Origin of the sequence: Chthonomonas sp., assembly GCA_016788425.1 — a bacterium.
Classification (GTDB): Bacteria; Armatimonadota; Fimbriimonadia; order Fimbriimonadales; family Fimbriimonadaceae; genus JAEURQ01.
Genome location: JAEURQ010000003.1, coordinates 143,999 through 169,875 on the forward strand (window position 1 = coordinate 143,999; position 25,877 = coordinate 169,875).

Here is a 25,877-nt window from a genome sequence, read left to right on the forward strand (position 1 = left end):
CCGATTCAGGCGTCTAACTTCCCAGTGACTCACTTCATTCGTTCCACAGCGCTGGCCCTGGCGACCCTGGCAATTCTCAGTGGTTGCGGCGGCGGGGGAGGCGGCTCGGCGGCGGGCGCGCTGAACTACCGCACCTATTGGACATCGCGTGTGGACCCCGGTTCGGGCACCGGCCAATCGCAGATTGTGGTGATTCGAAATGCCGCCGGCACTTCCCTGCGCAACATGGTGCTCGATCGCACCAGCGGCGATACGCTCAGCTTTACGGGTCTGCCGACCGGCACCGTCACCGTCGAGTCGTTCCTTTACAGCCAAACCTCCGGCGACGGCACCCTGCTGGGTTCGGTGCGCACCGAAGTCGAGGTCACGGGCAGCGGCGCGGCCTCCGTGCAGACCGAAGTGGGTGGCACCGTGGATAGCGTGGAGATCAAGCCGGGTTCGGCGACGTGGCTCCAAACCCAGTCGAAGCAGTTTTACGCCCAGGCCAAGACCTCGGGCAACGCCTACGTGTTTAGCAATGCCGATAGTTATGTGTGGTCCACTCTCGGCGGCGTGGCCAGCATCAACAGCCAAGGCATCGCGCTGGGCAACACGGTGGGTTCGGGCGCGGTGCGCTGCACCCACACGCCATCGAGCGTCACCGGATCGGCACCGATTACCATCGCCGAATTCAACGCCACGCGCACCAAGTGGACGATCTTGGTGTATCTCAACGCGGCCAACGATTTGTATAGCTATTCCGATCTGAACGTGAACCAAATGGAGCAGGTCACCACCGGCGACGTGCGGTTTGTCGTGCAGTGGAAGCAGTCGCAAGACCAGTTTTCGCAGTCCACGTTCGATGGCACGCGGCGGTACTTGGTCAAGCGCGACAGCAACACCTCGACGCTGGGGAGCCAGCTTGTCGAGGACATGGGCACCGAGGTGGACATGGGTGCCAACCAGACTCTGCGCGACTTTATCGAGTGGGGCAAGACCAACTATCCGAGCGACCGGGTCGGCCTGATCGTGTGGAATCACGGCAGCGGGTGGAGTCGCAACAACGACCTCGCCTGGACTCGCGGCGTTTCGTTTGACGATCAAACCGGATCGAGCATCGACACTTGGGAACTGGATCAGTGCCTCACCGGCTACCACTTTGACTTCCTGGCGTGGGATGCCAGCCTCATGCAGATGGCCGAGATTATGTACGAGGTGAAGGACTACACCGACTACGTGATTGGCAGCGAGGAGAGCCCGCCCGGCGAAGGCTATCCCTACCAAAGCGTGTTTGCGCCATTTGCCGCTAACCCTGACGCGACCACCGCAAGCCTGACCAAGGGCTTTGTGGATGGCATGGTGAACAACCCGCCTTACGCAAGCCGCAAGATCACCCAGAGCGTGATTGACACGAGCAAGTTGCCGGCGCTAGCCAGCGCCGTGCGCGACTACAAGACCGCGCTGATTGCCAATGCCAACGCGCTCACCGCGCCGATTCCAGCGGCCCGCGCGATTACGCAAAACTATTCGGGGCGCACGTTCTACGATCTGCGGCACTTCATTCAGCGCCTCAGCGAACAGGAGGGCACGCCCAATGCGGTGAAAACCGCCGGGGCGGCGGTCGAGGCCGCGGCGGTCAACGCGATTCTGTGGGAAGGCCACAACTCGGTATCGCCGAACAGCAAGGGCATTTCCATTGAGCTTGGCGCGAGTTCGCAGTTCACGTCGCGGGCGACGGACTACGCGCGCCTGAAGTGGGCGACCGACTCGCAGTGGGGTCAGTTCTTGTTGCAAGCACCCTAAAGCGCACGAGACACGTATAATCCAGCGATGGATCTATTTAGTTGGGTGAGCGATCCTTCGGCTTGGGTCGCTCTTCTCACGTTGACGATTCTCGAGATTGTTCTCGGGATCGACAACATCATCTTCATTTCGATTTTGAGCGGCAAGTTGCCGCCCGAAGAGCGCGCGAAGGCCCGAAACCTGGGCCTGGCCGTCGCTCTCATCAGCCGCATCTTGTTGCTGCTCAGCATCAAATGGGTGATGGGCCTCACCGATCCGGTGTTCACGGTGCCCTGGCTCGGTGCCTCCGCCGAAGCGCAACAGGTCAACTGGCGCGACATCATCCTCGGCGTGGGCGGGATGTTCCTCATCTGGAAGTCGGTCAAGGAGATCCACCACAAGCTCGAAGGCGACGAATCGCATGGCGAATCCGGCGTCAAGGCGACGCTTCCGGCGATCATCGCGCAGATTTTCGTGCTGGACATCGTGTTCTCGCTCGATAGCGTGATCACCGCCGTCGGCATGGCCGACAAGATCGGCGTGATGATCGTCGCGGTCGTCATCGCGGTCGGGTTCATGCTGTTCTTTGCGCGGAGCATCAGCGAGTTCGTCGAGAAGCATCCGACCATCAAGGTGCTGGCGCTTTCGTTCCTCATTCTCATCGGCGTGAACTTGGTCGCAGAGTCCACTGGCATGCACATTCCCAAGGCGTACACGTACTTCGCGATGGCGTTTGCGGTGATCGTGGAGATGATTAATTTGCGCGTACGGCACAAATCTGGCCCGGCTAGCTAGTGACAGCGTGGGTTGCCGACCGATATAATGGAGAGCCTGCATGTTTGCCCTGAATTTTTACACCGACCTTTATGAAGACGTGCTCCGCACGGGCCGCAAAACGGCGACGATTCGCCTGGGCGACAAGTCGGACAAGTACAGTTCGGGAAGCATTGTGTGGGTGACGGTCGGCAACCGCTACGCACGTCGCCAGAAGCTGTATTCGGCGATTATTGACAAGGTGGAAGTTAAGCCGATCAGCGAGCTTTCGCCGCGCGATATTGAGCGCGAGAACCCCGAGCTTCGCACGCAAGACGAAATGATTACGCTGCTCACCCGGGTGTACGGCGAGTTCGTGACGCCCGCGCATATCGTCACCGTTGTGCACTTTTCGCGCGTTGATGAGCATTAAGCACTAGAAAACGCAACTGTTTTCATGCCCGACTTGTTAGAATATGGCAAGTAGGTTATTGTTGTCATGAGAACTCGTCAAGGTAAATCGCTCGTTATTGGTCTGGCCGCTACGGCTGGTCTCGCCGTCGCCGGAGGAATCGCTTACAAGATGCTGAGCGACCGCAAGGGCGAAAGCGCGCTGCAATACGTCCCCGCCGACTCCGTTTTCGTAATGTCGTTTGACACCGCGCCGAGCGCACGTCAGGCGCTGACCATGCAAACCATCGCCAAGGCGCTGGAGCGCGAGGGCCTCGACAAGAAGTTCGACGAGACCGTCGCCGGCATGCTGCAGGGCCACCCGCTTGCGAACGAACTCCGCAAGAACTTAGCGACCAGCTACGCCATGGCCGTGTGGCTCGGCCCGAACAAGACTCCGCAAATGGCCGGTTTCTTCGCCGTGAAAGATCGCGGCCGCGTGGAAGACTTGGTGCGCAAGGGCGCTGGCGAAAAGGCGCCAATTACCCTGAACATGATGGGTGACTACTTGGTGGTCACCGACACCCAGAACACGTTCCAAAAGATTCTCGACGTGAAGGAGCAAAAGACGCCCAACATCTTGAGCGTCCCGGGGTACAAGTCATGCCGCGAGGTATTGCCGAGCGACGCGAACCTGCTGGTGTACAGCGACTACGGGAAAGCCGCGGAATTGGCGGGTGCGGCCGCAAACAACAACGCCATGAGCGAGCTGACCGCCTACTCCCTGGGCATGAGCATCACGATTCAGGGCGACGGCCTGGCCTTGGACGTTTCGACGATCCCATTCAAGAAGGATTCGATGGTCGCCAAGATGGCGACGGAGATGAAACCCATTAACCAAACCGAGCTGAACCGCATTCCCGCCGGGAGCCTGGGATTCCTGGCGTATCAAGGAATGGGTGCATTCCTGACCCAGTACTCCGAAGCGGTCAGTGCCGTGGTTCCGGACGCCAAGAAGATGATCTCGGAGTTCGAAACGAAGTCGGGTCTAAGCCTCGAGAACGATGTCAAGCCGCTACTCGCCGGGACGTTCTCGGCGGGCGTGTATTCCTCGGCCTCGGGCAAACCGACCGATGTTGATTTCTTCATTCGCGCCGAAGGCGATGCCGGAGCCGCAACCCGCGTCGGCGCCGCGATTCGCAAGTCGGCCTCCAACCGCGAGATGGCCGGCTCGCAAGCCATGACGTTCGCGCCGATTGAAGTCGCCGGCAAACCAGCCTGGGAAGGCAAGGGCACCTCGCAACCGATGATCATGTCGGAGTACGAAAACGGTCTCACGCTGGCTTCGAGCAAGACGATGATGGAATCGCTTGTCACGGGCACCAAGCCGTTAAGCGGCGACGCCTCGACGACGTCGTTCTTGAGCAAGCAGGGCAACGACGACTCGTTCGTGGTCGTGTTTAATCACGGCCGGATGTTGACTCGCTTTGAAAAGCAGATCACCGAATCGCAGGGTGGAAGAGGCCCGGCGTTCGCCGACATTCTCGCTGCGGTTGGTGGCGAATCAGCGGCCATCACCATGACCTCGGGCAAGAATGGCGAGCGCATGATAGGTCGGCTGTTTATTCCGCTGAACTACGACAAGCTGATCGGCCTCATCGGCACGGCCATGCGCGAGCAGGAATCGGGCCGCCCGTCAATGTCGGGCGAAGGGATGCCGACATCGCCGGAATTGAAGTAAGAAAGATGGCACCGCATTCTATCCGGAGCGAACAGGAGTGGGCAGAGCTCAAGTCCTCTGCCTCGTTTTGGGTCAGGGTAAAGGTGTTTCTCGGGCTCTCCTCCCCGCCTTCTGTGCTACGGCTCGAAGAGCTCTCGGCAGAGGAAAGGGCGGCCACGGTCAAGGCGATGGCAGATGCTTTGCCCGCGGACCGCAAGGCCCGCGCGGCGGCAATTCGCGATGGGAAAATCTTGTACCCATCGGTGGTAGACGAAATCGATCCTAACGACCCAGACATTCTCGCCGCCCTCAACACCTAAGTTGCAGAAAAAGAACGCCCCCGACGCCGACTGGCGCGGGGGCGTTTTTTCGTCTGCCTAAACCAGCTTAGCGAGCCAAGCCTTCGGGGAACCAAAGGCCGAGTTCGCGCTCCGAAGCCTCGGGGTCGCTCGAACTGTGAACCAGGTTGTCGTCAATCGTCAACGCGAAGTCGCCGCGAACCGTACCCGGCGTCGCGTCGAGGGGGTTTGTCGCGCCCATCATCGCGCGAATCGCCTTCACCGCGTTGGTACCGCTGACCGCCATCGCGACAATCGCGCCGCTGGTCAGGTAGTCGCAAACATCCTTAAAGAACGGGCGCTCGGCGTGCTCGGCGTAGTGGGCTTCCACCGTGGCGCGCTCCGGCTGCACCAACTTCATGGCGGCGATCGTCAGGCCACGAGCCTCGATGCGGCGTGTGATCTCGCCGATAAGATTGCGGCTCACTCCGCCGGGCTTAATTAGAACAAGTGTTGTTTCCATGCTTGACCTATTATGAAACATCCCGGCGGTAACCTGAGCGCATGACCGCTCAGGAACTGCTCGCTCGCCAACTTCTTAACCAACAAGGCGCCTTCATCGCCATGGTCAACCGCGTGCCCGCCGATAAGCTCGCCTGGGTTCCGCAAGAAGGCATGCGCAGCGCCCTGGACCAATATCAAGAAGTCGCGACCGCGCTCAGCGCCAACTGGGAGGTCTACAGCGAGCGCAAGGCATCCTTCGCCGCCGAGAACATGGCGCGGTGGGCCCGCAATCGCGCGCTCATCACCGATCCCACCGAGCTGGAGCGGCTCCTGCGGGCCGACACCCAGCGCCTCATTGACCACGTGGCCACGCTCACCGAAGCCGACCTCGAAGCCAACGTCGAAATGCCGTGGGGCGAGCACCGCGTCGCCGACACCGTGACCTATCACACCTGGAACATGGCCTACCACGAAGGGCAGATCGCCTACCTGTTGCAGTTGCTCGGCATCAACCCCATGGGCTAAGCTAAACATCCTATGCGAGTTCAAGATTTTATTGCGGATCAAACCGCGTTCTGCTGCGAAGGGCTGATTCGACAAGCCGAGGCGCTCCCCGCCGACAAGGTCACCTGGCAACCCGAAGGCGCGCGCAGCGCTCTCGACCAAGTCGCCGAGTGCGCCATTATCTGCGGCCACATGCCGGCCACGCTCACGGCCAAAACCATGCCCGATTTCACGCCCGAGATGATCGCCGAATTCGAGGCCACCAAGGCTCAGCTCGACACGTTGGAGAAAGCCGCCGCCGCCCTGCGTACGGCCAACGCCGCCCTGGTGGACTACATCCGCGGCATGGCCGATGCCGACCTGGAAGGGCAAATGAAGTTCTGGGGTCCCGAGCCGTGGCGCGTGGCCGACGTGGCCGACTACCACCGCTGGAACATGGTCTATCACACCGGGCAAATCTGCTACATGCAGACGCTCCTCGGCGACAAGGACATGCACTAAGCGCGAACGGCAGGCGAAAGAAAAGGGATTCGCCCAGTTGGGCGAACCCCTGCAGTGGCCATTGCTGACCAATCAACTTGGACTCAATGAGTCCGCCATGATTGTACGCTGTTTGTGACAACCAAACAAGGGGTTTTTGGCAAACCTAGAATTTGTACCGGGAAAAAGGGCGGAACCAGCTTCGTTGGCGGCCTAAACCACGTACAATTGACTATATGAAAGCGGTGGTGATGGCGGGCGGCGAAGGGTCACGGCTAAGGCCAATCACCTCCAACAAACCCAAGCCGCTGGTGCCGGTGGCCAACACGCCCATCATGGAGCACATTTTGCGCCTGCTGCGACGGCACGGCGTGACCGAAACGGTGGTGACGCTCCACTACCTGGCCGACGAGATTCAGAGCTACTTTGACGATGGCAGCGAGTTCGACATGCCCGTGCGCTACTCGATTGAGGACACGCCCCTGGGCACCGCCGGATCGGTCAAGCAAGCCGAACCGCACCTGCGCGACGGCACCTTTTTTATTGTCAGCGGCGACGCCCTGACCGATTGCGACCTGAGCGCGGCCCTGGCCTTTCACCGCGAAAAGGGCAGCCTCGCGACGCTGATTTTGGCGCGTGTGCCCAACCCGCTCGACTTTGGCATTGTGATTACCGAGGACGATGGCCGCATCTCGCGGTTTCTGGAAAAGCCGGGCTGGAGCGAGGTGTTTAGCGACACCGTGAACACCGGGATGTACATTCTGGAGCCCGAGATTTTTGAGCTCATGCAGATGGGTAAAAACTACGACTGGAGCCAGGATATTTTCCCCGAGCTCCTGCGCAACGGCAGCCCGATGTACGGCTACGTGATGGACGGCTACTGGTGCGACATCGGCAACCTGACTCAGTACCGCGACAGCCAGCAGCACATGCTCACGCGGGCCACCACGCTGAAGATTGACGGCATCGAGCGCTCGACCGGCGAGTGGGTGGCCGAGACCGCGACGATCCACGAGACCGCGCAGATTGTGCCGCCCGTCGCGATTGGCAAGAACACCAAGATCAAGGCGCACGCGGTCGTCGGCCCTCACACCGTCATCGGCGACAACTGCCTGATTGAAGAAGGCGCGCAGATTATCCGCAGCGTGCTGTGGGACGGCAACTACATCGGCCCCAGCGTGAGCGTGGAGAGCGCGATTGTCGCCTCGCGATGCACCATCAAGCGCGACTCGGTCGTGCTGGAAGACGCCGTCATCGGCGATCGCTGCCTCATTGACAACGCCTGCACCATTCGCGCCCGCGTGAAGCTGTGGCCGGACAAAGTGATTGAGCGCGGCTCGACCGTGACCATGTCGCTGGTGTGGGGCAATAAGTGGCGCGGAAACCTCTTCCGCGAGCTCGGCGTGGCCGGCCTCAGCAACGTGGAAATCACGCCGGAATTCGCGACTCGGCTCGGCTCGGCGTTTGGCTCGGTGATGCCCGATCGCTGCACGGTGGTCACCGCGCGCGATTCCACCCGCAGCAGCCGCATGATTAAGCGCGCGATGATGGCGAGTTTGCTCTCGGTGGGCTGCGAAGTGATTGACCTGCGCGGATCGCCGGTGCCAGTGACGCGGCACTTTATCGCCTCGATGGGCGCGGCCGGCGCCATGAACGTGCGTAAGCTGCCGGGCAACAGCCGGGTTTCGCTCATCGAAATGTTCGATGCGCGCGGCGCGTATCTCAGCCGCAACAACGAGCGCAAGGTCGAAAGCGCGTTCTTCCGCGAAGACTTCCACCGCGTGGATGCCGAGGACCTCGGCACGATCAGCTACTCCAGTCGGGCGCAGGAAGCCTACGAGGACGACTTTTTCAAGCGCCTAAACTTCAACGGCAGCGAGCGCGCCATCAAAATTGTTTGCGATTACGGCTACAGCGCCATCAGCAGCGTGGTGCCGCAGATGCTGGGCAAGCTCGGCATCGAGACCATTGGCATTAACGCCTACAACGACAGCAAACTTTCGCCGCGCGGCCGCGAGGAAGTCGGCCGCCACGTCAAGAATCTCAGCCACATCGTCGGCACGCTCAACTACGATCTCGGCGTGCTGTTTAACCACGAAGGCGAACGCCTGGTGATTGTGGACGACCAGGGCGAGGTGATTTCGCACAACACTCTGCTCGGCATGATGACGTTGCTGATGGCGCGATGCCACCCCGGCGCGAACATGGCGCTGAACGTGCTCGCCCCCGACCGATTGCGCGATGTGCTGACCGGCGCGGGCGCCAACATCGAGGTCTCGCGCGCCGACACGCGTTCGCTGCTGGACGTGACCGACCGCGAAGGCGTGATTTTTGGCGGTGACGCCAAGGGCGGGTTTATCTTCCCCGATCTTCACCCTGGGTTCGACGCCATGTACACGTTGGCGCGGCTCATCAAGATGCTCGATCAGCTCGGCACGACGCCCCGCGAAGTGGTGGCCGAACTGCCCGATTTCGCGATGTCACGCAGCAAGGTCAAGTGTCCGTGGGAAGCCAAGGGCGGCGTGATGCGCATGCTCATGGATCGCTACGGCGACGAAGAGCGCGAGCTGTTCGACGGCATCAAGGTGCTGCGGCCCACCGGCTGGGTGCTCGTGCTGCCCGATTCGTTCGAGCAGGAGTTCACGGTCGTCGCCGAAGGCGATTCGCAGGAAGACAGCCAGCGCCTTGTGGACGATATGGTGCGCGAGATTCAGGACCTGCAGCGCGAGCCCGCCGCCATTAGCTAGCGGCGTCGGAGGCCGCTTCCAGGTCGGCGATGATGATCTTTTGCATGCCCATCATCGCCTGAAACACCGCTTGCGCCTGGGCGGGCGTGCCGGTCGTGGTCAGCTCGTCCATGCGGCTGGGCGTCACCTGCCACCACACGCCAAACTTGTCGCGCAGCCATCCGCAGTACGATTCCTCGCCGCCTTCGCTCAGCCGATTCCAGAAGTAGTCGGTCTCCGCCTGGTCTTGCGTGCGGATCATGTAGGAGGCGGCCACCGAGTGCTCGCACTCCGGTCCGCCGCTGATGAGCACAAACTCGGTCCCGCGCAGCCGGATGGCGGCGGCGATGACCTGGCCGTCCATTTCGTACTTGCGCACGAGCTCGGCATCGGTGAAGACGGACTGGTAAAACTCGAGCGGCGCTTGGCATCCGGCGTTAAAGAGCAAGGCGACAGAGATGGGTTGCATGGCTTCACCTTACCTCTCGCCGCGGCAGAGCCGAATCAAGGCCCGCACAGTTGCAGCTGCTCGAGCGACCTACTGCGAAACCCACGCCGCCAAGATGCTGGTGAGCTCGCGGCTCGGTTTGACCAATATCTTGCCGTTCGCGTACAGCCCGCTACTTGCGCCGGCGTCCAGATTCATCGCCTCGTGGCAGCCGAGCTTGCGCATGATCTCCGCCTCCTCGCCAAAGCTCACCGCCCGGCCGATGCGCACCAGCAGCAGTTTGCCGCCCTGCGTGTAGCCGATGGCCATGCGCGCGGTCTTACCGGTGACGTGCGGGTCGCGGAAACCCTCGCCGCGCCAATCCACATCCACCTTGCCATCGAGCACCAGCGCGGGACCGCAACCGAGCACAAACTTGTGCCCGCGCCAATCCATGGTGCGATGCCGCACCACGCGCTCGATGTCCATTTTTCCGTCCTCGGTCATTTTCAGCACGGTGCCCATGCGCCCACCATGCAACAGCTGACCATCCACAAAAAGATCGCCAATGGGCAGCAGGGTGGTGGTGCTAAAGTACGCTCCGTTGATGGCGACGGCGGCGTTGCTGCGGCCCACCATGCTGGCGAACGACTCGTCGGTGCCGGGAAAATCCTTCGCCGTCACCACACCAAAACTCGCGCGCTGGTCGTTCAGGTTCACCACCACCGTATCCACCTTGTTCTTGCGGTCTTGAATGATGTTGATGGGGCTGGGTTGCCAAAGGGCGGGAGCAAAGATCATGGGCGCGTGCGGAGTGGGGTCGCGGTTGATGATACTGCGTCCCGTTGGGAATTGGGAGATTTCTTGAAGAATTCTGCGCAGGATGTTACAATTCGCGCGGAGGTCGGGTTAAAGTAGTGTGAGGTTGCATCTCGGCGACTCAAGGAACTTTAAGATATGGGTTTAGCCGCAATTCTTGCATTGGTTGCCACCTCGGGTGTCAACGGAAGTAGCCTGGATCTGGCGTCTATCTCATCAAGGGACCTTCGGCTACCGAAGGGAGACCGGCGCGAGTTTAAGCGGTGGCATGAGCTAGAGTTCGACGCGGACGCGAGCTTCGAAGTGCGGCAGAGGTTGCTGCCGAAGTTTGCAAAAGGTTTAAGCGACGAAGATCTCACCAAGCTGCTTATTGCCTACAACAATATCGACCCTTTTGCTTGGAGCGTGGAAGATAGGAATTGGGTTCGCAAGTGGATGCTGACTACAAAAACTCTCAATCGAGACCAAGCTCTCATCGCTTACAGCACCGCGCGTGATTACAACCTCGTGCCATTGGACAAAGTCGTAGCGCAACGTTTTGATCAATGGTATCCTCAAGCCGTCAGATTTCAGGCCTGCTACGTTCGCGGCCTCCTAAGGCACTACAAACGTGAAGAGGCAACTCTTCTGTGGAAGCGATTTCGGCAGAGACATGCTCAACAGGGGCTGCCTGATTGGAAGACGGCCTACCTTGATATTAATTACCACGAGTGGAGTCAGCACGGCATACACGGTGCCAGGGAGAGCCTGCCCATCGTTGAGGCAGCGGCTGAAAGTGCCAAGCGAATGATGGCGCGCCCAAACCCGCCGAGAAATTGGCTGAAGTCGGCCCGTTCTCGATACAAGCTGTTCACCGACATCGCGAACGCAATCCGTAGAAGACTGGCTAAGGAGGGTGGCGAAGGTCGTTAGCGACCATCGTCGTGACGGCAATCCTCAGGTCCGAAGATGATTGACATGTCGCTCAAATTACTAATCTTTTCATTGCTCTGAGAGATTGGACTTGAAAGGTCGCCCGCAAGACCGTCATCGAGTTCGGTGACCTGTAGCCGCGTTCACAGCTTGCTCAAATCCGGGCGCAGGCGATAGTACTGCGTCTGAGCCTGAATCCAGTTGCCCAGCGCGATGAGCTTCGCCTCGTCGTACAGCCGACCGATTAGCGAGATCCCGCGCCCGCCGATGAGCGGAATATACAGCTGCGGATGGCCGGTGAGGTTGGTGTTGAACAACAGGTAGCTCCCGCGATCGCTCGTGATCACCACGTCGAAATCGCCAAAATCCTCCTCAAAATTCTTCATCGTCAGGCTGCGCGCGCGCATCGCCTGCACGTAACCCACCCCGCCGCTAAACAGGTGGCCGCGGAAAATGCCCGGCCACAGACTGTTCTCCAGCTTCTTGATGTCCTCGCCCAGGGTAAGCCCCTCAAAGGCGGCGGCGGCCTCAATGCTCAGGCACATGTCCACGCCATTGCCCACTCGGCGGAAGGTTTTGCCCTCCAGCGTAGCCCCGGCGGCGCGGAGCATGGCGACAATTTCGCCCGGCCCCTTGCTCGCATCGTCCTCATCGAGCGCGGCATCGTCCGTCAAAAACGCGATCTTCAGCCGCAGCGGGTCAATCTTGGTGTCCAACCTTAGCGGCTTATCCACCGAGGCGGCGTCGCGCGGATCGTGGCCGACCAGCGCGCTGAGAACGAGCCCGCAATCGGCGGCGGTGCGACCAATCGGGCCGACCTTGTCCATCGTCCAGCTTAGGGCCATCGCGCCGTGGCGAGAGACTCGGCCAAACGTCGGGCGTAGCCCCGTCACGCGGCACCGATGCGAAGGCGACATGATGCTGCCCAGAGTCTCGGTGCCAATGGCAAAGGCAAATAATCCTGCCGCCAAGCCACTGGCCGAACCCGCCGAGGAGCCGCTGCTGCCTTGCGCCGTGTTCCAGGGATTCTTGGTTTTGCCGCCAAACCAGTGGTCATCCATGGCGAGCGCGCCCACGCTGGTCTTGGCCAGCAAGATCGCGCCAGCGGCTTCGAGTCGCTCCACCACCGCGCTGTCAAAGTCGAACCGCTGATCCTTGTAGGGTGCGGCGCCCCAGGTGGTGCGCCCCTCCCGGCTTGCGAAAAGGTCTTTCAGGCCGTAGGGCAGGCCGTGCAGAGGCCCACGAAACTTGCCCTTGCTCGCCTCGGCGTCCAACACGTCGGCCTGGGCCAAGGCGCTCGGCGCGAGCAGAGAAATCACGTTCAGCAGCTTGGGGCTCAGACGCTCAATGCGGCGAATGTAGATCTCGGTGAGTCGCCGCGCGGTGAGCTGGCGCGATCGAATCAACGCGGCCAGTTCGGTCGCGGTCAGGAAAGCGATGTCCTCCTCGCTGGCCGGCAGCTTCCCGGCTTTCGGCAAGGCGGCGGGTTTCACGCCCGCGGCCGAGGCTGGAATACGGCCTTCCGGACGGAACACAAAGCTCGGCGCGACCGAGTTGGCCATTTGCAGATTCCGAAACGCGGCGTAACCGCCGCGCAGCTCGACGACCGTCGCGAGGGCGGCCTTGAGGTCGTCTTCGGCAAGGGTAAAGCCCATGGCGCGGGCCATGCTCGCGAGGTCGGCGGTGGTCAGCGGGTCGGGCGTGGCGGTTTGGGCGCGCACCGCGCTCGCCAAAAACAGGCTCATGCTTCCGGCGAGGAAGTCTTTTCGCGTGAGGCGGGTATCAATTCCCATGCGGCTCTAGCGCCCCTGCCTCGGCGAGGGTCGGGTCACGCGGGCGCGGGTTTCCACCAGCCATTCGCGGTGATCGTTCAGCGGGCACAGGGCGCGCACGCCGAACGTGTTGACGAAATCCACCACCTGACTGCGACGCGGCGGATTCACCTTGCCATCTCGACAAGTTTGTTGATCAAAATCATAACGTGGACAATCTCGACAGTCCATACTTACACCAATTGCAATGGTAGCCCTCGCCCTCTGTTCCACGATACTCCAAGGCGTCGCATCGGCACCCGTCAAGCTGACGTTTGCGGGCGGGCAGTTCCAAATCACAGACTCGGCGGGCACGGCAAAAGTGGCGATCAACCGCGCCCAGCCCAAGCCGTCCCCCATTTTTGCGCTCAAAGCGGGCGCCAGTTGGGTGGTGTGGGACAAACGGGGCCTCACCATTCGCACCGGAAAGCAAGTTCGCACCACGCATTTTGAGGCCATCGCCCGCTCGCCGAAGGTGCTGACCGGCCAACAAATGCGCGACAACGCGCAGCTGTTTGCGAGCAAAGAACGCACCGACCGCGCGGTGGCGCTTTCCGGCGACGAGTTCGTGGGCGACACGCTGTATCTGGTCCCGCGCTGGGAAGATCGGCAAGGCAAACCGTGGCTGGAGGCGCTGGTCGCCATTGACCTGAAGGCGAAGGTGCCAGCGCCGCGTTTGGTGGGCAAGATTCCCGGTCTCAGCCGGGCGAGCGGCCCGCTCAGCGACGAGCTTCATCGAGCGGGCAAACGCCTCCTCATGGTCGCCGAAAATGCGCCGAGTTGGGGGCTCGCCGAGTTCAACCTCAACGACGGCTTTGGCATGTATGCCGAGCTGGGCGCCGACCTCAGCCGCTACTCGCTCCGCCCCGAAGAAGGGGCCCTGGCCGCAGTGGAACGCACCACCTACAACGCCGAGCGGGCGATCATCGTCGCGCTCGATGGCACGCGCCGCATGGACATCGCCGAAAGCCGCGGCACGATTCGCTTCATCTCGCTGCGTGAGCAACTCTTGCAGATTGATTCAGCCAGCCACACGTTGCTGCGCAACGGCTTTACGGGGCAGGAACTCCGCTTTGCTCCCGGCACCGCGCTGATGGAGACGCCGCGCGGCTTGCTGGCGTGGTCGCCCGCCGATCAGCCGCAACAAGCGGTTCTCTATCGTCCGGAAACCTTCACCCCGCTGGCCGCCTGGCGCGCAGCCCCGTAAACCTAGCGGCACAACGGCGCGCGCGGTTGTGGAACACAGCGCGTATGGGTTTGGGGCATCGTTCCGGTTTAAGCACGTCTCTCTCGACACGGGTTGATCCGCGCGTCATCATGAGCAGCAAGGTTTTGGAGCTGAATCAGAGTCAGTTGGAGACCCTGATTCAGACCGAGCTCAACGAGAATCCGGCGCTCGAACGGCTGGATTTTGATGACACCGCGCCGACCGACGAAGAGATTCTGCGCAAGGTCGCCCCGCAAGAACTGAAGCCCGGCGGCAACGATCGCGAATTGATGCGCAGCCTGCCGACCTGCACCAGCGACGAACTGGATTGGCTGGACCTGGCTAGCACGAGCGATAGCCTGGACGCGCACCTTCGCGGCCAATTAGTGACCGTGTTGCCCGCTTCGCACGAGGCAACGATTGACTTTGTGGTCGCCAGCGTCAACGCTCGCGGCTACCTGGAAACCACGCCCGAAGAGGCCGCGCTGGCCACCGGCGTGTCGTTTGAAGTGGCGGAGGAAGTGATCGCCGCGCTGCGACTTTGCGAACCCGCCGGAGTCGGCGCGTTTGACCTGCGCGACTGCCTGATGCTGCAACTGCGCGAAGCCGAGACCTTGGAAGAGCGGCTCGCGTTTCAGATTCTCGAATCGCGATTCGACGATCTCGTGCAGCGCAATGTCCGCGCGCTGGCCCGTGCGTTTCGCGCCGTGCCCGACGTGATTCAGCAGGCGATTCAAGTGATCACCGAGCTGCAACCGTTCCCCGGCGAGCAGTTCCGACCGCACATCGGCACGCACCATTCCTCTTCGGCGGTGAGCGTGATTCCCGACATGGTGTTTGGCCGCAACGAATTTGGCTGGGATGTCGAGATTCGCGGCGCCGACCCGATTCACTTTACGATTAGCCGGGCCTACCAATCGCGACGCAACGAGCTGGCGGGCAAGAAGAACGTGGACGCCGGCGAGGCGCGGCACCTCCAGCAGTTTATGGATCGCGCCGAGTGGTTCATCGCCAGCCTCGGGCAGCGCAAGGCGACCCTCGCCAAGATCGGCCACGTGTTGGCCGAGGAGCAGGCCGGCTTTTTGAACACCGGCGAGGTGAAGTTCCTCCGGCCGATGACGCGCGCCAAGCTCGCCGAAACGATCGGGATTCACGAAAGCGCAATGAGCCGCGCGGTGGCCGACAAGTTCATTCAGCTTGCGACCGGCGAGATTGTGCCGTTCGAAATGTTCTTCAACTCGGCGCTGCGCGTGCAAAAGGCGATCCAGGAAATTCTGGAAACCGAGAATCCGCACCGCCCGCTTTCGGACGAGCGGATCGCGCAAATGCTGGCCGAGCAGGGCATCGTCATCGCCCGCCGCACGGTCAACAAATATCGCGATAAGTCGCGCCTTTTGAGTTCGCGGCGAAGAAAATCGGCGTAAACCCTGCAGAACCAGGGCGCATGCGCCGAAACAAACCATATCGGCCATCGCAACGATGGCGGAACAGAGAGATTCCAAGAGAATCACAGCAAGAGAAGCACACTCGCCCAGTAGGTTTTGTCCTCTCCTTCCTACTGGGTATTTTTTTGCCCAAATTGTCCGCAAACTGAGCGTCTAAACTAGTACAATCAGTGAACAGATGGGGTGATGCGTAAGTGACAAGTGGTGAAGGCGGCAGCGTACCGATTGCGGTAGGCCCTTCGCGACGCGTCCAGCTACTCGACAAGACCACCATCAACCAAATCGCCGCCGGCGAAGTGGTCGAGTCACCCGCCGCCGTCGTGAAAGAATTGGTCGAGAACGCGGTGGACGCGGGCGCGACGCGGGTGGACATTCTGTTGCGCGACGCCGGTCGCACCCTCATTCAGATCAGTGACAACGGTTGCGGCATGTCGCCCGAAGATGCCGTGGCTGCCCTTGAGCGCCACGCGACTTCCAAGATTCGTTCCTTGCGCGACCTCAGCGCGGCCACCACGCTTGGTTTTCGCGGCGAAGCGGTGCCGAGCATTGCCAGCGTGTCGCGCATGCGCATCTCGACCGCCGAGAGCGACGGTCTGCGCACGGTGGTCGTCATTGAGGGCGGCGCGGTCGCCCCGCTCGATCACGAAGCCGGTCCGCAGGGCAGCACGGTGAGCGTGGCCGACCTCTTCTTCAACACCCCGGCGCGCCTGCGCTTTATGAAGACCGACACCACCGAGTTGCGCAACGCGGTAGAAATTTCGCAAAAGCTCGCCTTGGCTAACCCTCACGTGGCCATGACGCTGCGGCATCAGAGCGTGACCTTGTTCCAGACGCCGGGAGATGGCGTGGCCCTGCACGCCTTGGCCGCGCTTTGGGGCAACGAGATCGCCCGCGCCCTGGTTCCGGTTGACACATTTGAGGCAGGCGTACGCGTGCGCGGCTTTGTTTCGCCACCCGAGTTCACGCGCGCGACGCGCGCCTACCAGTGGTTCTTTGTCAATGGCCGGGTGATTCGCTCGCGTTCCCTGGCGAGCTCAGTCGAGGTCGCCTATCGGCAGCTCACGCCCGAGCGCCGCTTCCCTCTCGTGGCGTTGCACCTCGACGTAGACCCACTGACCCTCGACGTCAACGTCTCGCCCACCAAGGCCGAGGTGAAGTTCCAGCACGACGGCACGATCTTTGACGCCGTGCGCCACGGCATCAAGCAAACTCTGCTGGAGCGGGGCATGATCCCGAGCGCCGAGGGCATCGCCGCCGCCAACGAGGCGTTGCGTGGGGCCGGCGCGGTCCGCGAGGGCAGTCCGCATTTCGGTGCTTCGGGTTTTGGCGTTTCCGGTTTTGGTGCGGGCAACCTCGATTCTTTGGCGTCAACGCCCCAGCCGGGTTTGGCGCTGGTGCACGGCGGCGGTGGCGACCTGGAGGGGCGCCCCTTCGGCAGTGTGGTGGAGGGCGCGCCCAACTCCGACGGCTTCTCCGGACTCGCGCACAGCGTGTTTGACGAGGCCCGGGGTGGTTCTACGGCGGTAGACGGCGAAGATTTTGCCCGCGACATGCACGCCCTGCTCGACGGGTTCCGCATCATTGGGCAGACCTCCGACTGCACATTTATCATCGCCGAGAATCGCTCCGGTTTGCTCATCATCGACCAGCACGTCGCCCACGAGCGCATCTTGTTCGAGATGCTCTGTCGCGAGCGCGGACGCGCCTCCTTAGAGCGGCAGCCCCTGCTTACCCCCGAGACCGTGCAACTGGAGCCGCGCCTCGCCGCGATGCTCAGCGAACGTCTGGCCGACGTGCGCGAGGTGGGCTTCGAACTCGAGCCGTTTGGCGCGGGCGCGTTTATTATTCGCTCGGTGCCCGCAGCGTTGCGCGGACGCAACCCGGCGACTTTCGTGCGCGAGATGGCCGAAGAGATGATGGAATCCACCCATCGCAACCGCATCACCCCGCTGCGCGAGATCCTCTGGATCACCTGCTCGTGCAAGATGGCGATTAAGGCGGGCGATCCGCTCAGCCGTCCCGAGATGGAGAAGCTGATGCTGGACCTCGCCGACACCGAGAACCCGTACCTTTGCCCGCACGGACGGCCCATCACGATCGTGCTCTCGTGGGGCGATCTGCTCCGTAAGTTCAAGCGTGGCTAGTCGCGACGGGCTCACAATCGTCATCTGAGGCAAGCGGCGGGACCCCAATTCCGGCTTCAATAAAGCCATGATTATTGCTGCCGCGTTCCTTTCCCTGGCCCATGCCGGCGCCGGATGCCTCTGCCACATGCACATGCCGGTGCTGGCGCAAGACGCTCCGCAGGAAGTCCGTTGGCAGGATTGGCCCAAAGCGCAAGCACTGCCGGATCACGTCGGCGAGACTCGGCTGGCTAACGTGCGTCAACTCACGTTCGGCGGTCAAAACGCCGAAGCCTATTGGAGTCCGAACGGTCGCCAAATCGTTTACCAAAGCCGTCAGCCCGGATTTCCGGATGAGCAAATCTTTGTGATGGACGCGGACGGTGGCAATCGCCGCCTTGTGAGCACCGGCCTGGGCCGCTGCACCTGCAGCTACTTCTCGCCCGACGGCAAGTGGGTCTACTTCAGCAGCACGCACGCCAAGGACGCCGGCGCGCAGAAGCCGGTGGACATGAGCAAGGGCTACGTGTGGATGGTCAACCCCAACTTCGCGATGTACCGTTTGAACCTGACTCAACCGGGCGCGAAGCCCGAACCGGTGCTCGCGAAGGACGGCTACGTCGCCGAAACCACGATCGCCCCAAACGGAAAATACATGACCTGGACGGGCAACTTTGAAGGCGACCCCGACATCTATCGCAGCGACATGAATGGCCGCAACATCGTGAAACTCACCGACGAGGTGGGTTATGACGGCGGACCGTTTGTAAGCTGGGATAGCCGCAGCATCGTCTATCGCCGCGACGCGATTGAGAACGACACCGAGCTTTCCGACTACCGTGCGCTGCTCGCGGAGAACCTCGTTCGCCCCGGCAAGCTGGAGATTTTCATGATGGATGCGAGCGGCAAGAACAAGCGCCAGATTACGAATCTCGGCGCGGCCAGCTTCGCCCCGTTCCTCCACCCGAACAATCGCGAGATCATTTTCAGCTCAAACTATGGCGACCCCAAGGGGCGCGAGTTTGACCTCTTCGTGGTCAATGTGGATGGCAGCGGCCTGCGGCGCATCACCAAGTCGGGCGACTTTGACGGCTTCCCGATGTTTACGCGCGACGGAAAGCACTTGGTGTTCGCGAGCAACCGCAACGGCAATGTGCGCGGCGAGACTAACGTGTTCGTCGCCGATTGGGTCTCGGTGGACTAGTTCACCGAGACTTCGATTTGCCAATCCACAAGGTCGAGCGCGGGTTCGGCCTGGTCGCCGCGCGGCTCTAACAGACCCGAATTCGAATTGTTGACCAATCGGTCGCTTTGAATCGGCACCGTAATCCAGGTGTTCACTTCGCTCGGCAAGCGACCGTCGCCCAGGGCATCCCAATTCTTGCTCGTCCCCGACTGGGGAATGCGGTCCATGGTCAGGAAGTTCACCTGCACGCTGCGAATTTGAACCCGCAGTAGCGGATCAGGCTCCAATTGCGCCAGGTCCACCTCAAATCGCAACCGCGCATCGCCCGGCGAGGCGACATCCACGTTCACGGGAATTCCGACCGAAGTCCATTGCTGGAGCGTGTCGTCCACAAACCGGTAGAGCGTGTACTGCGCCGAGGATTGCGTGGGGTCCCACCACACAAAGTGCGTGGCGCCCCCGGCGACAAAGCCGTTTCCCCACGGCGGCGCAATAATCGGCACCGGGCCCTGCGTGATCGGATTAACCTCGTTTGAGGTGCGAATCGCGACCATGTAGATGTAGGGCACACCGGCCGCGCCCGACTCGGTGCCAAAGCGCACCGGGCCGTCGGTGTTCATGGTGAAGGTCAGCCGCGTGGTGGCCGCGCCCCCGCCCCCATTGGGATAGCGAGCGCACCCCGCCGCCAGCACTAGGCCGACGGCAGCAAGTTGAACAAGATTCGATGGCACGATTCGCATGTGACGAGCTTCCCTTCTTTCACGGCCTCCACGGTTTTGGCCGGGATCATCGTGTTGCACGCGCCGCAAACCTTGCCATCGCGAATCACGCCCATGCCGATGCCGCCATATTTATGACGAATCGCATCGTACTGCGTGAGCAATCCGGGCGGAACTTTTGCCTGCAATGGGCCGTGCTTGGCCACCAAGTCTTTGTATTCGGCCTGCATTTCCTCGCGTTCCCGCACGGCCTTTTGGTAGGCCACGGTGTACACGCGCTTTTTGGCTTGGAACTTCTCGTCCAGCTCGTTAAACTTCTCTTCGGCGGGGGCAATTTGCGCTTGCACCGCGACACGTTGCTGCTCGGCGGCATCGGCCCGCTCGCGCAGGTCTTCGATGTCGCGTTCGAGGGCCTCAATTTCGCGGGGATTCGTGATCTTGCCGCCCATCATCGCTTCCATTTGCTTGTTCAACCGGTCGAACACGGTCTTGAACCGCAGCTCCAGGTCCTTGTGGTCGCCGCGCAAGCCGTCGAGGGTCGCTTTTGCCTTGGTCGTTTGGGCCTTCAGCGCTTCTGCCTGTTGGCGCAGCTCTTTTGTGGGGTCAAAGCTCGCCGCCGCGGCCTTAATCTCCACGATCCGCGCGTCCACCAAATGCAACTGGTACAGGGCATAAAGGTCCTCCTCGGTCATAATGCTTACAGGGTACCCGACACTACCCATCTGAACCTAAACCGCGGCTCCGCATATGGCTATTATTCGCGCATCTAACCTTGCCAAATCCTTTTTCACGGTGAAGAAGGCGCCGGGTTTGGCGGGCGCCGTCAAGAGCCTGTTTTGGCGCGAGCGCAATGAGATTCAGGCGGTGAAGGGCGTGTCGCTAGAGATCAAAGAAGGCGAGCTCGTCGGCTTTCTCGGCCCCAACGGCGCGGGCAAAACCACGACCATCAAGATGCTGGCGGGAATCCTCTTTCCCAGTGGCGGCGAGGCCGAGGTGCTGGGCTACAAACCGTTCGATCGGCGGCCAGAAATGCTCCGCGAGATCAGCCTGGTGATGGGCAACAAGCAGCAGCTCTGGTGGGACCTCCCCGCCTGGGATAGCTTCGTGATGTACCGCGAGCTCTACGACATCGACCGGAAAGTGTTCGACCAACGGGCCGAGCGCCTCATCGCCGCGCTCGATCTCGGCGAAAAGGTGAACACGCAGGTCCGCAAAATGAGTCTTGGCGAGCGCATGAAGTGCGAGCTCGTCGCCGCCCTACTCCATCAACCGCGCGTCATCTTCCTGGATGAGCCCACCATCGGGCTCGACCTCGTCAGCCAGCAGCGCATTCGCGAGTTCTTGCTCGAACTCAACCGCAATGACCGCTGCACGATCATGCTGACCTCGCACTACATGCAAGATGTCAAGGAACTCGCCGAGCGCGTCATTATCATTGATCATGGCGTGAAGCTGTTCGACGACACGCTCGACAAGCTCACCGCCGCGCACTCCTCCGAGCGACATCTGCGACTGACCTTTAGTCACGAGGTGGACCCACAAACCCTTGCCCCTTACGGCACTCTTCGCGAGGAAACCTCGACCAGCGCCGTGCTGGCGATTGAGCCGCAACAGGTTCCGACCGCCACGGCGGCGATTCTCGCCAACTTCCCGGTGGCGGACATCGCCATCGAAGAGGTCTCGCTCGACGAGATCATCCGGCAAGTCTTTTCCACCAAGCCCGAAGGTTCAAAATAGTGTTTCACGTGGAACTTTCCACCGGTTTTTCCACCGTGGTGTAAAATTGTTGTTGACCCTTTCACGACGCGAAAGGAGGACAACGAAATATGCAAGAAGTGAACATGCCGACGCAGAATGCGTCGCGCCAAACCGAATCGAAGTGGTACGCGTGCTGGGAAGAAGCGGGGCTTTTCCGCCCTGACACCGACACGAGCAAACCGACCTACTCGATCACCATTCCCCCGCCCAACATCACCGGCTCGCTCCACATGGGGCACTCGCTGTGCTACCCCACGCAAGATGTTTTGGGGCGTTACAAGCGCCTGACCGGTCACCGCGTGATGATTTTGCCTGGCCAGGACCACGCCGGCATCGCCACGCAGAGCGTGGTGAGCAAGCAGCTGAAGGCGCAAGGCGTCAACCCGACCGAGCTCGGCCGTGAGAAGTTTATCGAGAAGGTGTGGGAGTGGCGCGAGGAATCGGGCAGCACGATTTTGGAGCAGTTCCGACAACTCGGCTGCGCGTTCGATTGGGAGCGGAGCCGCTTTACGTTGGATGATGAGTACGCCAAGGCGGTTCTGCAGGTGTTCATCGAATGGTTCGACGCGGGCATGATCTACAAAGGCAAGCGCGTGGTGAACTGGGATCCCGTGCTTCTGACGAGCGTCAGCGACATCGAAACCGAGCGCAAAAACGTGCGCGGCAAGCTGTATCACATCCGTTATCCGTTCGCGGATGGCTCCGGCCAGGTGGTGATTGCCACCACGCGCCCCGAGACAATGCTCGCCGACGTCGCGGTGGCCGTGCACCCCAGCGACAAGCGCTACGAAGGGCTCGTCGGCAAGAGTCTTCGCCTGCCGATTACGGGTCGCGAGATTCCGCTGATCGCCGACCAGTACCCGGATCCTGAATTTGGAACCGGTGCGGTTAAAATTACGCCCGCGCACGATCCGAACGACTTTGAAGTCGGCGCGCGGCACAATTTGGAGATGCCAGTGGTGCTCGACGAGCGCGCCAAGGTGGTGGAAGGTTTCGGCGATTACAGCGGAATGGATCGCTATGCGGCCCGCAAGAAGATCGTTCAGCAGCTCGAAGACGAAGGGTTCCTGGTGAAGATTGAGGATCACGATATCGCGCTTATCGTGAGCGAGCGCTCGGGCGAAGTGGTGGAACCGCTGCTCAGCGAGCAGTGGTTTGTGCGCCAGACCGAACTCGCTGGCCCCGCGATTGAGGCGGTGAAGTCGGGCAAGATCAAGATCACCCCGAACCGCTACGAAACCGTGTATCTCGATTGGCTTGAGAACGTCCGCGATTGGTGCATCAGCCGCCAACTGTGGTGGGGTCACCGCATCCCGGTGTTCTACACCGCCGACGGCACGGCCGTGGCGGCGCAAAGCTGGGCCGAAGCCGAGGCGAAGGCCGGGCAACCGATTGAGCGGCAAGATAACGACGTACTCGACACGTGGTTTTCGAGCGGGCTGTGGCCGTTCGCGACCATGGGTTGGCCGCAAGAAACCGCGGACCTGGCCGAGTTCTATCCGACCTCGATCCTGGTCACGGACCGTAACATTTTGTACCTATGGGTGGCCCGCATGGTGATGATGGGGTGCTATTTCTGCAAGGAGATTCCGTTCCATGAGGTGCTGATTCACGCGACGGTGATGACCGAGGATGGTCGCCGCATGAGCAAGTCGCTCGGCACCGGCGTCGATCCGCGTGAGATCATTGACAAAATGGGCGCCGACCCGCTGCGCTGGACCCTTTTGAGTCAGGCCGGTTCCAATCAGGAAATCCGTTACAGCGAGCGTCGCACCGAAGACGCGCGAAACTTCTGCAACAAAGTGTGGAACGCCAGCCGGTTTGTGCTGATGAATTCGGAGGGCTACGAGGGTTTGGAGCCAAGTAGTTTCGAATTGGTTGACCAGTGGCTGCTGTCGCGTCTCGCCGAGACCGAAGCCGCTGTTCGCAAAGCGTACGACGACTACGATTTTCAAGCCGCGTGTCAGGCGTTGTTCAGCTTTTTCTGGACGGATTACTGCGACTGGTATCTCGAGGTGAGCAAGCATCGGCTGCAAGATCCGGCGCAACGCGCAACGCCGCAGTGGGTGCTGCACCAAGCATTGCGCGCGTTCCTCACGATGATGCACCCGATCACGCCATTCCTCACCGAGGAAATCATGTCGTATCTGCGATCTCCCGAAGAAAAGATGCTCATGGCAAGCGCGTGGCCGACAATTCCCGCCGCGTGGCACCAGCCGCAAATCGGAGCCCAAGTCGAACGCTGGTTCGAGATCACGCGTGCGCTGCGCGCCCTGCGCAACGATGTCGGTGTGAAGCCGAGCGAGCAGCTCGCCGAGGTATTCGTGGAAGGCGATCTGCAGGGCGGCGAATCGGTGATTCTCAGCCAAGCCAAGGTGCAACGCCTCACCCCGGGCAAGCCCAGCGGCAAAAGCGTGGCCACCACCATCAGCGGCGTGGACCTGCATATCCCGATCGAAGGGTTGATCGACCCCGAAAAAGAACGCGCCCGATTGCAGAAGGAACTCGAAAAGGTGGAACCCGAGCTCCTCAAAATCACGACACTTCTGTCGCAACCGAACTTCGCTGAGCGGGCAAAACCCGAAGTCGTCGAGCGTAATCAACGGCAACAAGCCGAGCTCGAACAGAAGATCGTGAAGATCAAAGAACGAATGGAGCTATTCGGTTCCTAATTCGTTTGCGTCGGTAGTTTACGGCGCGGCTCCCACATCAGGATCGCCGCGCCGTAAATGAGAACGAGCCACCACGCGCTAAACGGCCCGACCTGCACCAGGGTCGCGCCCCGGCCCATGGCCGAAACCACCACCCCAATGTATTGACAAAGGGCGGCCAGCATCAAAGGCACGCCAAGCCACGCGAAAAACGGCAACATCCACAGGAGCAGTCCGCCCGCGACAATCGGCAATACAACAAACCCGACCATCAAGTTCACGATCGGGCCAAGCCACGAAAACTCGCCGAAGTGGTACGCGAGCAAGGGCGCGGTGGCAACGGTGGCGACCAGCGAGGCCCGCAGCAACACCCCTAAACGGCGCAGAATCACGCGCGGCGTGGATTCCTCCATGGCCACCCATTGCAGTTGCCCAAACATCACGAGCGCAATTACCGAAACATAACTCAACTGAAATCCGGCGTTCAAAATTTCGTAAGGTTGCCAAATGATCGTGCCTAAAAATGCCACCGCAAGAGCCGACAAAGCATCAGCTTCGCGATCAAATGCGTAGGGCAGCCAAACCAGCAACGCCAGGATCATTGCGCGCATGGCGGGCGGACGCCAACCGGCGGCCATCACGTAGAGCACGAGCAGCACGCCCAAGAGCACCAGCTGCCCCCACCGGTGCATCCGCAGGCGTTGCAGAACCTGCATGAGCAACAGGCTCAGCAACATCACGTGCATGCCGCTGGTGCTGATGATATGGATCACGCCGGTCGCGCGCAGGCCATCTTTCACTTCGTCCGAGACCTGGGCGTCGTCGTTAAACGTGAGCGCCCGAACCATGGCCGCGTCGTCCGCCGAAAGGTCGCGCGACATCGCGAGGCCAAAGCTCACCCTCAATCCGGAGCCGACTCGCGCGAGGTTCGTGCCAGAAGCCTCAAGAAACGCCCTCTGAGTAACAAGCCGCCCCGCAAGACCCATTCGGGCCAGACCGCCCCCTCCGGCGTCGCCAAAGGGCCGCAACTCGCCTTTCACGCGGAAGCGGTCCCCCCAGTTTGCGATCTCCCCGGGGCGGAGTTGCCAGATCAACCGGCGACCGTCGGCCATCACGACCACTTGCTCGCCAAAACGACCCGGTCGCGCAACGGAAATCACATCGGCCCGACCTTCGAACGGTTGCGCCGAGTTCAGCGAACGCATGGGCGAGAGAGGGCTGATAAGGAATCCAACGAGACCGAACCCGCCGACCATCAGCGCCCGCCACGACCAACCGGCAAGCCACAGCAAGACAATCAAGCCGAGAGCAACAAGCGGTGAGGATCGCGCGCCGATGCCGACGGCAAGCGCCAGGGCGCTCAGCACCAGCGGGCGACCGCGTAGCTCAGAGACTAGGCAAGTTCCGCGCCCGGTTCCCATGTGCGTCGCGGGGTGCGCGTGCCAATCCGCAGCGCCAAAAAGAGCGATGTCCCGGCGTAGGCGTTGAGCTTGGCCAGAATGTCTGCCTGTTGCAATCGCAGCTCTTGGGCCCACGCCGAGCCGCTCGCGGCGATCCACAACGTGCCACGCTCAAAGCGATCCGGAACGCACTTCGAAGCGAGAAATTCCCCGACCACCTCGGGCCAATGCCGCAAGATCTGTTGCGCCCGAGCCGCGCGCAACACTTCGGCTTGCGCCACCGAATCACCCAACATATCGCCG

Annotated in this window: 24 protein-coding genes; 15 read left to right on the plus strand and 9 right to left on the minus strand. The window is 61.3% G+C overall.

The features are described 5' to 3' along the window. Positions 1-24: 24 nt before the first annotated feature. From JNJ45_07950 to JNJ45_07970, 5 genes are all read left to right on the plus strand, one after another. Entirely contained in the window at positions 25-1,782 is a 1,758-nt protein-coding gene (locus JNJ45_07950) for a hypothetical protein (GenBank protein ID MBL8048598.1), read from the plus strand. 27 nt (positions 1,783-1,809) lie between these two features. Next, entirely contained in the window at positions 1,810-2,556 is a 747-nt protein-coding gene (locus tag JNJ45_07955; GenBank protein MBL8048599.1) for a TerC family protein, read from the plus strand. Between the two features lie 40 nt (positions 2,557-2,596). Next, positions 2,597-2,947, plus strand: coding sequence for an ASCH domain-containing protein (locus JNJ45_07960; GenBank protein MBL8048600.1), 351 nt, complete (start codon positions 2,597-2,599; stop codon positions 2,945-2,947). Between the two features lie 66 nt (positions 2,948-3,013). After that, positions 3,014-4,645, plus strand: coding sequence for a DUF3352 domain-containing protein (locus tag JNJ45_07965; protein MBL8048601.1), 1,632 nt, complete (start codon positions 3,014-3,016; stop codon positions 4,643-4,645). Positions 4,646-4,758: 113 nt separating this feature from the next. Then, positions 4,759-4,944, plus strand: coding sequence for a hypothetical protein (locus JNJ45_07970; GenBank protein MBL8048602.1), 186 nt, complete (start codon positions 4,759-4,761; stop codon positions 4,942-4,944). A gap of 67 nt (positions 4,945-5,011) precedes the next feature. On the opposite strand, the gene ndk is transcribed toward JNJ45_07970, so the two are convergent. Beyond that, positions 5,012-5,425: a nucleoside-diphosphate kinase gene (gene ndk, locus JNJ45_07975; GenBank protein ID MBL8048603.1), complete on the minus strand. Its 414-nt coding sequence runs from the start codon at positions 5,423-5,425 to the stop codon at positions 5,012-5,014. Positions 5,426-5,466: 41 nt separating this feature from the next. On the opposite strand from ndk, the gene JNJ45_07980 reads away from it, so the two are divergent. The 3 genes from JNJ45_07980 to JNJ45_07990 all read left to right on the plus strand — a co-directional run bounded on the left by JNJ45_07980 (position 5,467) and on the right by JNJ45_07990 (position 9,137). Further along, entirely contained in the window at positions 5,467-5,931 is a 465-nt protein-coding gene (locus tag JNJ45_07980) for a DinB family protein (protein ID MBL8048604.1), read from the plus strand. A gap of 12 nt (positions 5,932-5,943) precedes the next feature. Then, positions 5,944-6,411 carry a DinB family protein gene (locus JNJ45_07985; GenBank protein MBL8048605.1) on the plus strand — a complete coding sequence of 156 codons (468 nt, stop codon included), beginning with the start codon at positions 5,944-5,946 and terminating at the stop codon, positions 6,409-6,411. Between the two features lie 215 nt (positions 6,412-6,626). Next, a complete protein-coding gene (locus JNJ45_07990) occupies positions 6,627-9,137 on the plus strand; it encodes an NTP transferase domain-containing protein (protein ID MBL8048606.1) in 2,511 nt (836 codons plus the stop codon). On the opposite strand, the gene JNJ45_07995 is transcribed toward JNJ45_07990, so the two are convergent. Together JNJ45_07995 and JNJ45_08000 are read right to left on the minus strand one after the other, a co-directional pair. Continuing rightward, complete coding sequence (locus JNJ45_07995; GenBank protein ID MBL8048607.1) at positions 9,130-9,585, minus strand: VOC family protein; 456 nt, start codon at positions 9,583-9,585, stop codon at positions 9,130-9,132. The two genes, JNJ45_07990 and JNJ45_07995, sit on opposite strands and share 8 nt — an antisense overlap. Before the next feature lie 69 nt (positions 9,586-9,654). Further along, on the minus strand, positions 9,655-10,344 hold the full coding sequence (locus JNJ45_08000; GenBank protein MBL8048608.1) for a phosphodiester glycosidase family protein: 690 nt from the start codon (positions 10,342-10,344) through the stop codon (positions 9,655-9,657). 156 nt (positions 10,345-10,500) lie between these two features. On the opposite strand from JNJ45_08000, the gene JNJ45_08005 reads away from it, so the two are divergent. Further along, positions 10,501-11,274, plus strand: a complete 774-nt coding sequence (locus JNJ45_08005) for a hypothetical protein (GenBank protein MBL8048609.1) — start codon at positions 10,501-10,503, stop codon at positions 11,272-11,274. 143 nt (positions 11,275-11,417) lie between these two features. Here the strand turns inward: JNJ45_08005 and JNJ45_08010 are convergent, their stop codons facing one another. Together JNJ45_08010 and JNJ45_08015 are read right to left on the minus strand one after the other, a co-directional pair. Next, complete coding sequence (locus tag JNJ45_08010) at positions 11,418-13,067, minus strand: amidase (protein MBL8048610.1); 1,650 nt, start codon at positions 13,065-13,067, stop codon at positions 11,418-11,420. Positions 13,068-13,073: 6 nt separating this feature from the next. After that, positions 13,074-13,217, minus strand: a complete 144-nt coding sequence (locus tag JNJ45_08015; protein ID MBL8048611.1) for a hypothetical protein — start codon at positions 13,215-13,217, stop codon at positions 13,074-13,076. Between the two features lie 76 nt (positions 13,218-13,293). On the opposite strand from JNJ45_08015, the gene JNJ45_08020 reads away from it, so the two are divergent. From JNJ45_08020 to JNJ45_08035, 4 genes are all read left to right on the plus strand, one after another. Next, on the plus strand, positions 13,294-14,292 hold the full coding sequence (locus JNJ45_08020; protein MBL8048612.1) for a hypothetical protein: 999 nt from the start codon (positions 13,294-13,296) through the stop codon (positions 14,290-14,292). 110 nt (positions 14,293-14,402) lie between these two features. Then, positions 14,403-15,716 carry an RNA polymerase factor sigma-54 gene (rpoN, locus tag JNJ45_08025; protein MBL8048613.1) on the plus strand — a complete coding sequence of 438 codons (1,314 nt, stop codon included), beginning with the start codon at positions 14,403-14,405 and terminating at the stop codon, positions 15,714-15,716. Between the two features lie 215 nt (positions 15,717-15,931). Further along, positions 15,932-17,881: a DNA mismatch repair endonuclease MutL gene (gene mutL, locus JNJ45_08030; GenBank protein ID MBL8048614.1), complete on the plus strand. Its 1,950-nt coding sequence runs from the start codon at positions 15,932-15,934 to the stop codon at positions 17,879-17,881. Positions 17,882-17,948: 67 nt separating this feature from the next. Further along, positions 17,949-19,064, plus strand: coding sequence for a PD40 domain-containing protein (locus JNJ45_08035; protein ID MBL8048615.1), 1,116 nt, complete (start codon positions 17,949-17,951; stop codon positions 19,062-19,064). On the opposite strand, the gene JNJ45_08040 is transcribed toward JNJ45_08035, so the two are convergent. Beyond that, on the minus strand, positions 19,061-19,786 hold the full coding sequence (locus JNJ45_08040) for a hypothetical protein (protein ID MBL8048616.1): 726 nt from the start codon (positions 19,784-19,786) through the stop codon (positions 19,061-19,063). The two genes, JNJ45_08035 and JNJ45_08040, sit on opposite strands and share 4 nt — an antisense overlap. Beyond that, a complete protein-coding gene (locus JNJ45_08045) occupies positions 19,738-20,457 on the minus strand; it encodes a hypothetical protein (GenBank protein ID MBL8048617.1) in 720 nt (239 codons plus the stop codon). The genes JNJ45_08040 and JNJ45_08045 overlap by 49 nt, the downstream gene beginning before the upstream one ends. A 55-nt stretch (positions 20,458-20,512) precedes the next feature. Here JNJ45_08045 and JNJ45_08050 point away from each other — a divergent pair, with 55 nt between their 5' ends. Beyond that, positions 20,513-21,502, plus strand: coding sequence for an ATP-binding cassette domain-containing protein (locus tag JNJ45_08050; protein MBL8048618.1), 990 nt, complete (start codon positions 20,513-20,515; stop codon positions 21,500-21,502). 89 nt (positions 21,503-21,591) lie between these two features. Then, positions 21,592-24,195, plus strand: coding sequence for a valine--tRNA ligase (locus JNJ45_08055; GenBank protein MBL8048619.1), 2,604 nt, complete (start codon positions 21,592-21,594; stop codon positions 24,193-24,195). Here JNJ45_08055 and JNJ45_08060 read toward each other — a convergent pair. Further along, a complete protein-coding gene (locus tag JNJ45_08060) occupies positions 24,192-25,595 on the minus strand; it encodes a ComEC/Rec2 family competence protein (GenBank protein ID MBL8048620.1) in 1,404 nt (467 codons plus the stop codon). The two genes, JNJ45_08055 and JNJ45_08060, sit on opposite strands and share 4 nt — an antisense overlap. After that, positions 25,568-25,870 carry a DUF721 domain-containing protein gene (locus JNJ45_08065; protein ID MBL8048621.1) on the minus strand — a complete coding sequence of 101 codons (303 nt, stop codon included), beginning with the start codon at positions 25,868-25,870 and terminating at the stop codon, positions 25,568-25,570. Before JNJ45_08065 ends, JNJ45_08060 begins: the two co-directional genes overlap by 28 nt. Positions 25,871-25,877 lie beyond the last annotated feature (7 nt).

Bases quoted from the DNA above. Each gene is read 5' to 3' on its own strand.
- JNJ45_07955 (MBL8048599.1), top strand. From the start codon at position 1,810: ATGGATCTATTTAGTTGGGTGAGCGATCCTTCGGCTTGGGTCGCTCTT.
- JNJ45_07960 (MBL8048600.1), top strand. From the start codon at position 2,597: ATGTTTGCCCTGAATTTTTACACCGACCTTTATGAAGACGTGCTCCGC.
- JNJ45_07965 (MBL8048601.1), top strand. From the start codon at position 3,014: ATGAGAACTCGTCAAGGTAAATCGCTCGTTATTGGTCTGGCCGCTACG.
- ndk (MBL8048603.1), bottom strand. From the start codon at position 5,425: ATGGAAACAACACTTGTTCTAATTAAGCCCGGCGGAGTGAGCCGCAAT.
- JNJ45_07980 (MBL8048604.1), top strand. From the start codon at position 5,467: ATGACCGCTCAGGAACTGCTCGCTCGCCAACTTCTTAACCAACAAGGC.
- JNJ45_07985 (MBL8048605.1), top strand. From the start codon at position 5,944: ATGCGAGTTCAAGATTTTATTGCGGATCAAACCGCGTTCTGCTGCGAA.
- JNJ45_07990 (MBL8048606.1), top strand. From the start codon at position 6,627: ATGAAAGCGGTGGTGATGGCGGGCGGCGAAGGGTCACGGCTAAGGCCA.
- JNJ45_07995 (MBL8048607.1), bottom strand. From the start codon at position 9,585: ATGCAACCCATCTCTGTCGCCTTGCTCTTTAACGCCGGATGCCAAGCG.
- JNJ45_08000 (MBL8048608.1), bottom strand. From the start codon at position 10,344: ATGATCTTTGCTCCCGCCCTTTGGCAACCCAGCCCCATCAACATCATT.
- JNJ45_08005 (MBL8048609.1), top strand. From the start codon at position 10,501: ATGGGTTTAGCCGCAATTCTTGCATTGGTTGCCACCTCGGGTGTCAAC.
- JNJ45_08010 (MBL8048610.1), bottom strand. From the start codon at position 13,067: ATGGGAATTGATACCCGCCTCACGCGAAAAGACTTCCTCGCCGGAAGC.
- JNJ45_08020 (MBL8048612.1), top strand. From the start codon at position 13,294: ATGGTAGCCCTCGCCCTCTGTTCCACGATACTCCAAGGCGTCGCATCG.
- rpoN (MBL8048613.1), top strand. From the start codon at position 14,403: ATGAGCAGCAAGGTTTTGGAGCTGAATCAGAGTCAGTTGGAGACCCTG.
- JNJ45_08035 (MBL8048615.1), top strand. From the start codon at position 17,949: ATGATTATTGCTGCCGCGTTCCTTTCCCTGGCCCATGCCGGCGCCGGA.
- JNJ45_08040 (MBL8048616.1), bottom strand. From the start codon at position 19,786: ATGCGAATCGTGCCATCGAATCTTGTTCAACTTGCTGCCGTCGGCCTA.
- JNJ45_08045 (MBL8048617.1), bottom strand. From the start codon at position 20,457: ATGACCGAGGAGGACCTTTATGCCCTGTACCAGTTGCATTTGGTGGAC.
- JNJ45_08050 (MBL8048618.1), top strand. From the start codon at position 20,513: ATGGCTATTATTCGCGCATCTAACCTTGCCAAATCCTTTTTCACGGTG.
- JNJ45_08055 (MBL8048619.1), top strand. From the start codon at position 21,592: ATGCAAGAAGTGAACATGCCGACGCAGAATGCGTCGCGCCAAACCGAA.
- JNJ45_08060 (MBL8048620.1), bottom strand. From the start codon at position 25,595: ATGGGAACCGGGCGCGGAACTTGCCTAGTCTCTGAGCTACGCGGTCGC.
- JNJ45_08065 (MBL8048621.1), bottom strand. From the start codon at position 25,870: ATGTTGGGTGATTCGGTGGCGCAAGCCGAAGTGTTGCGCGCGGCTCGG.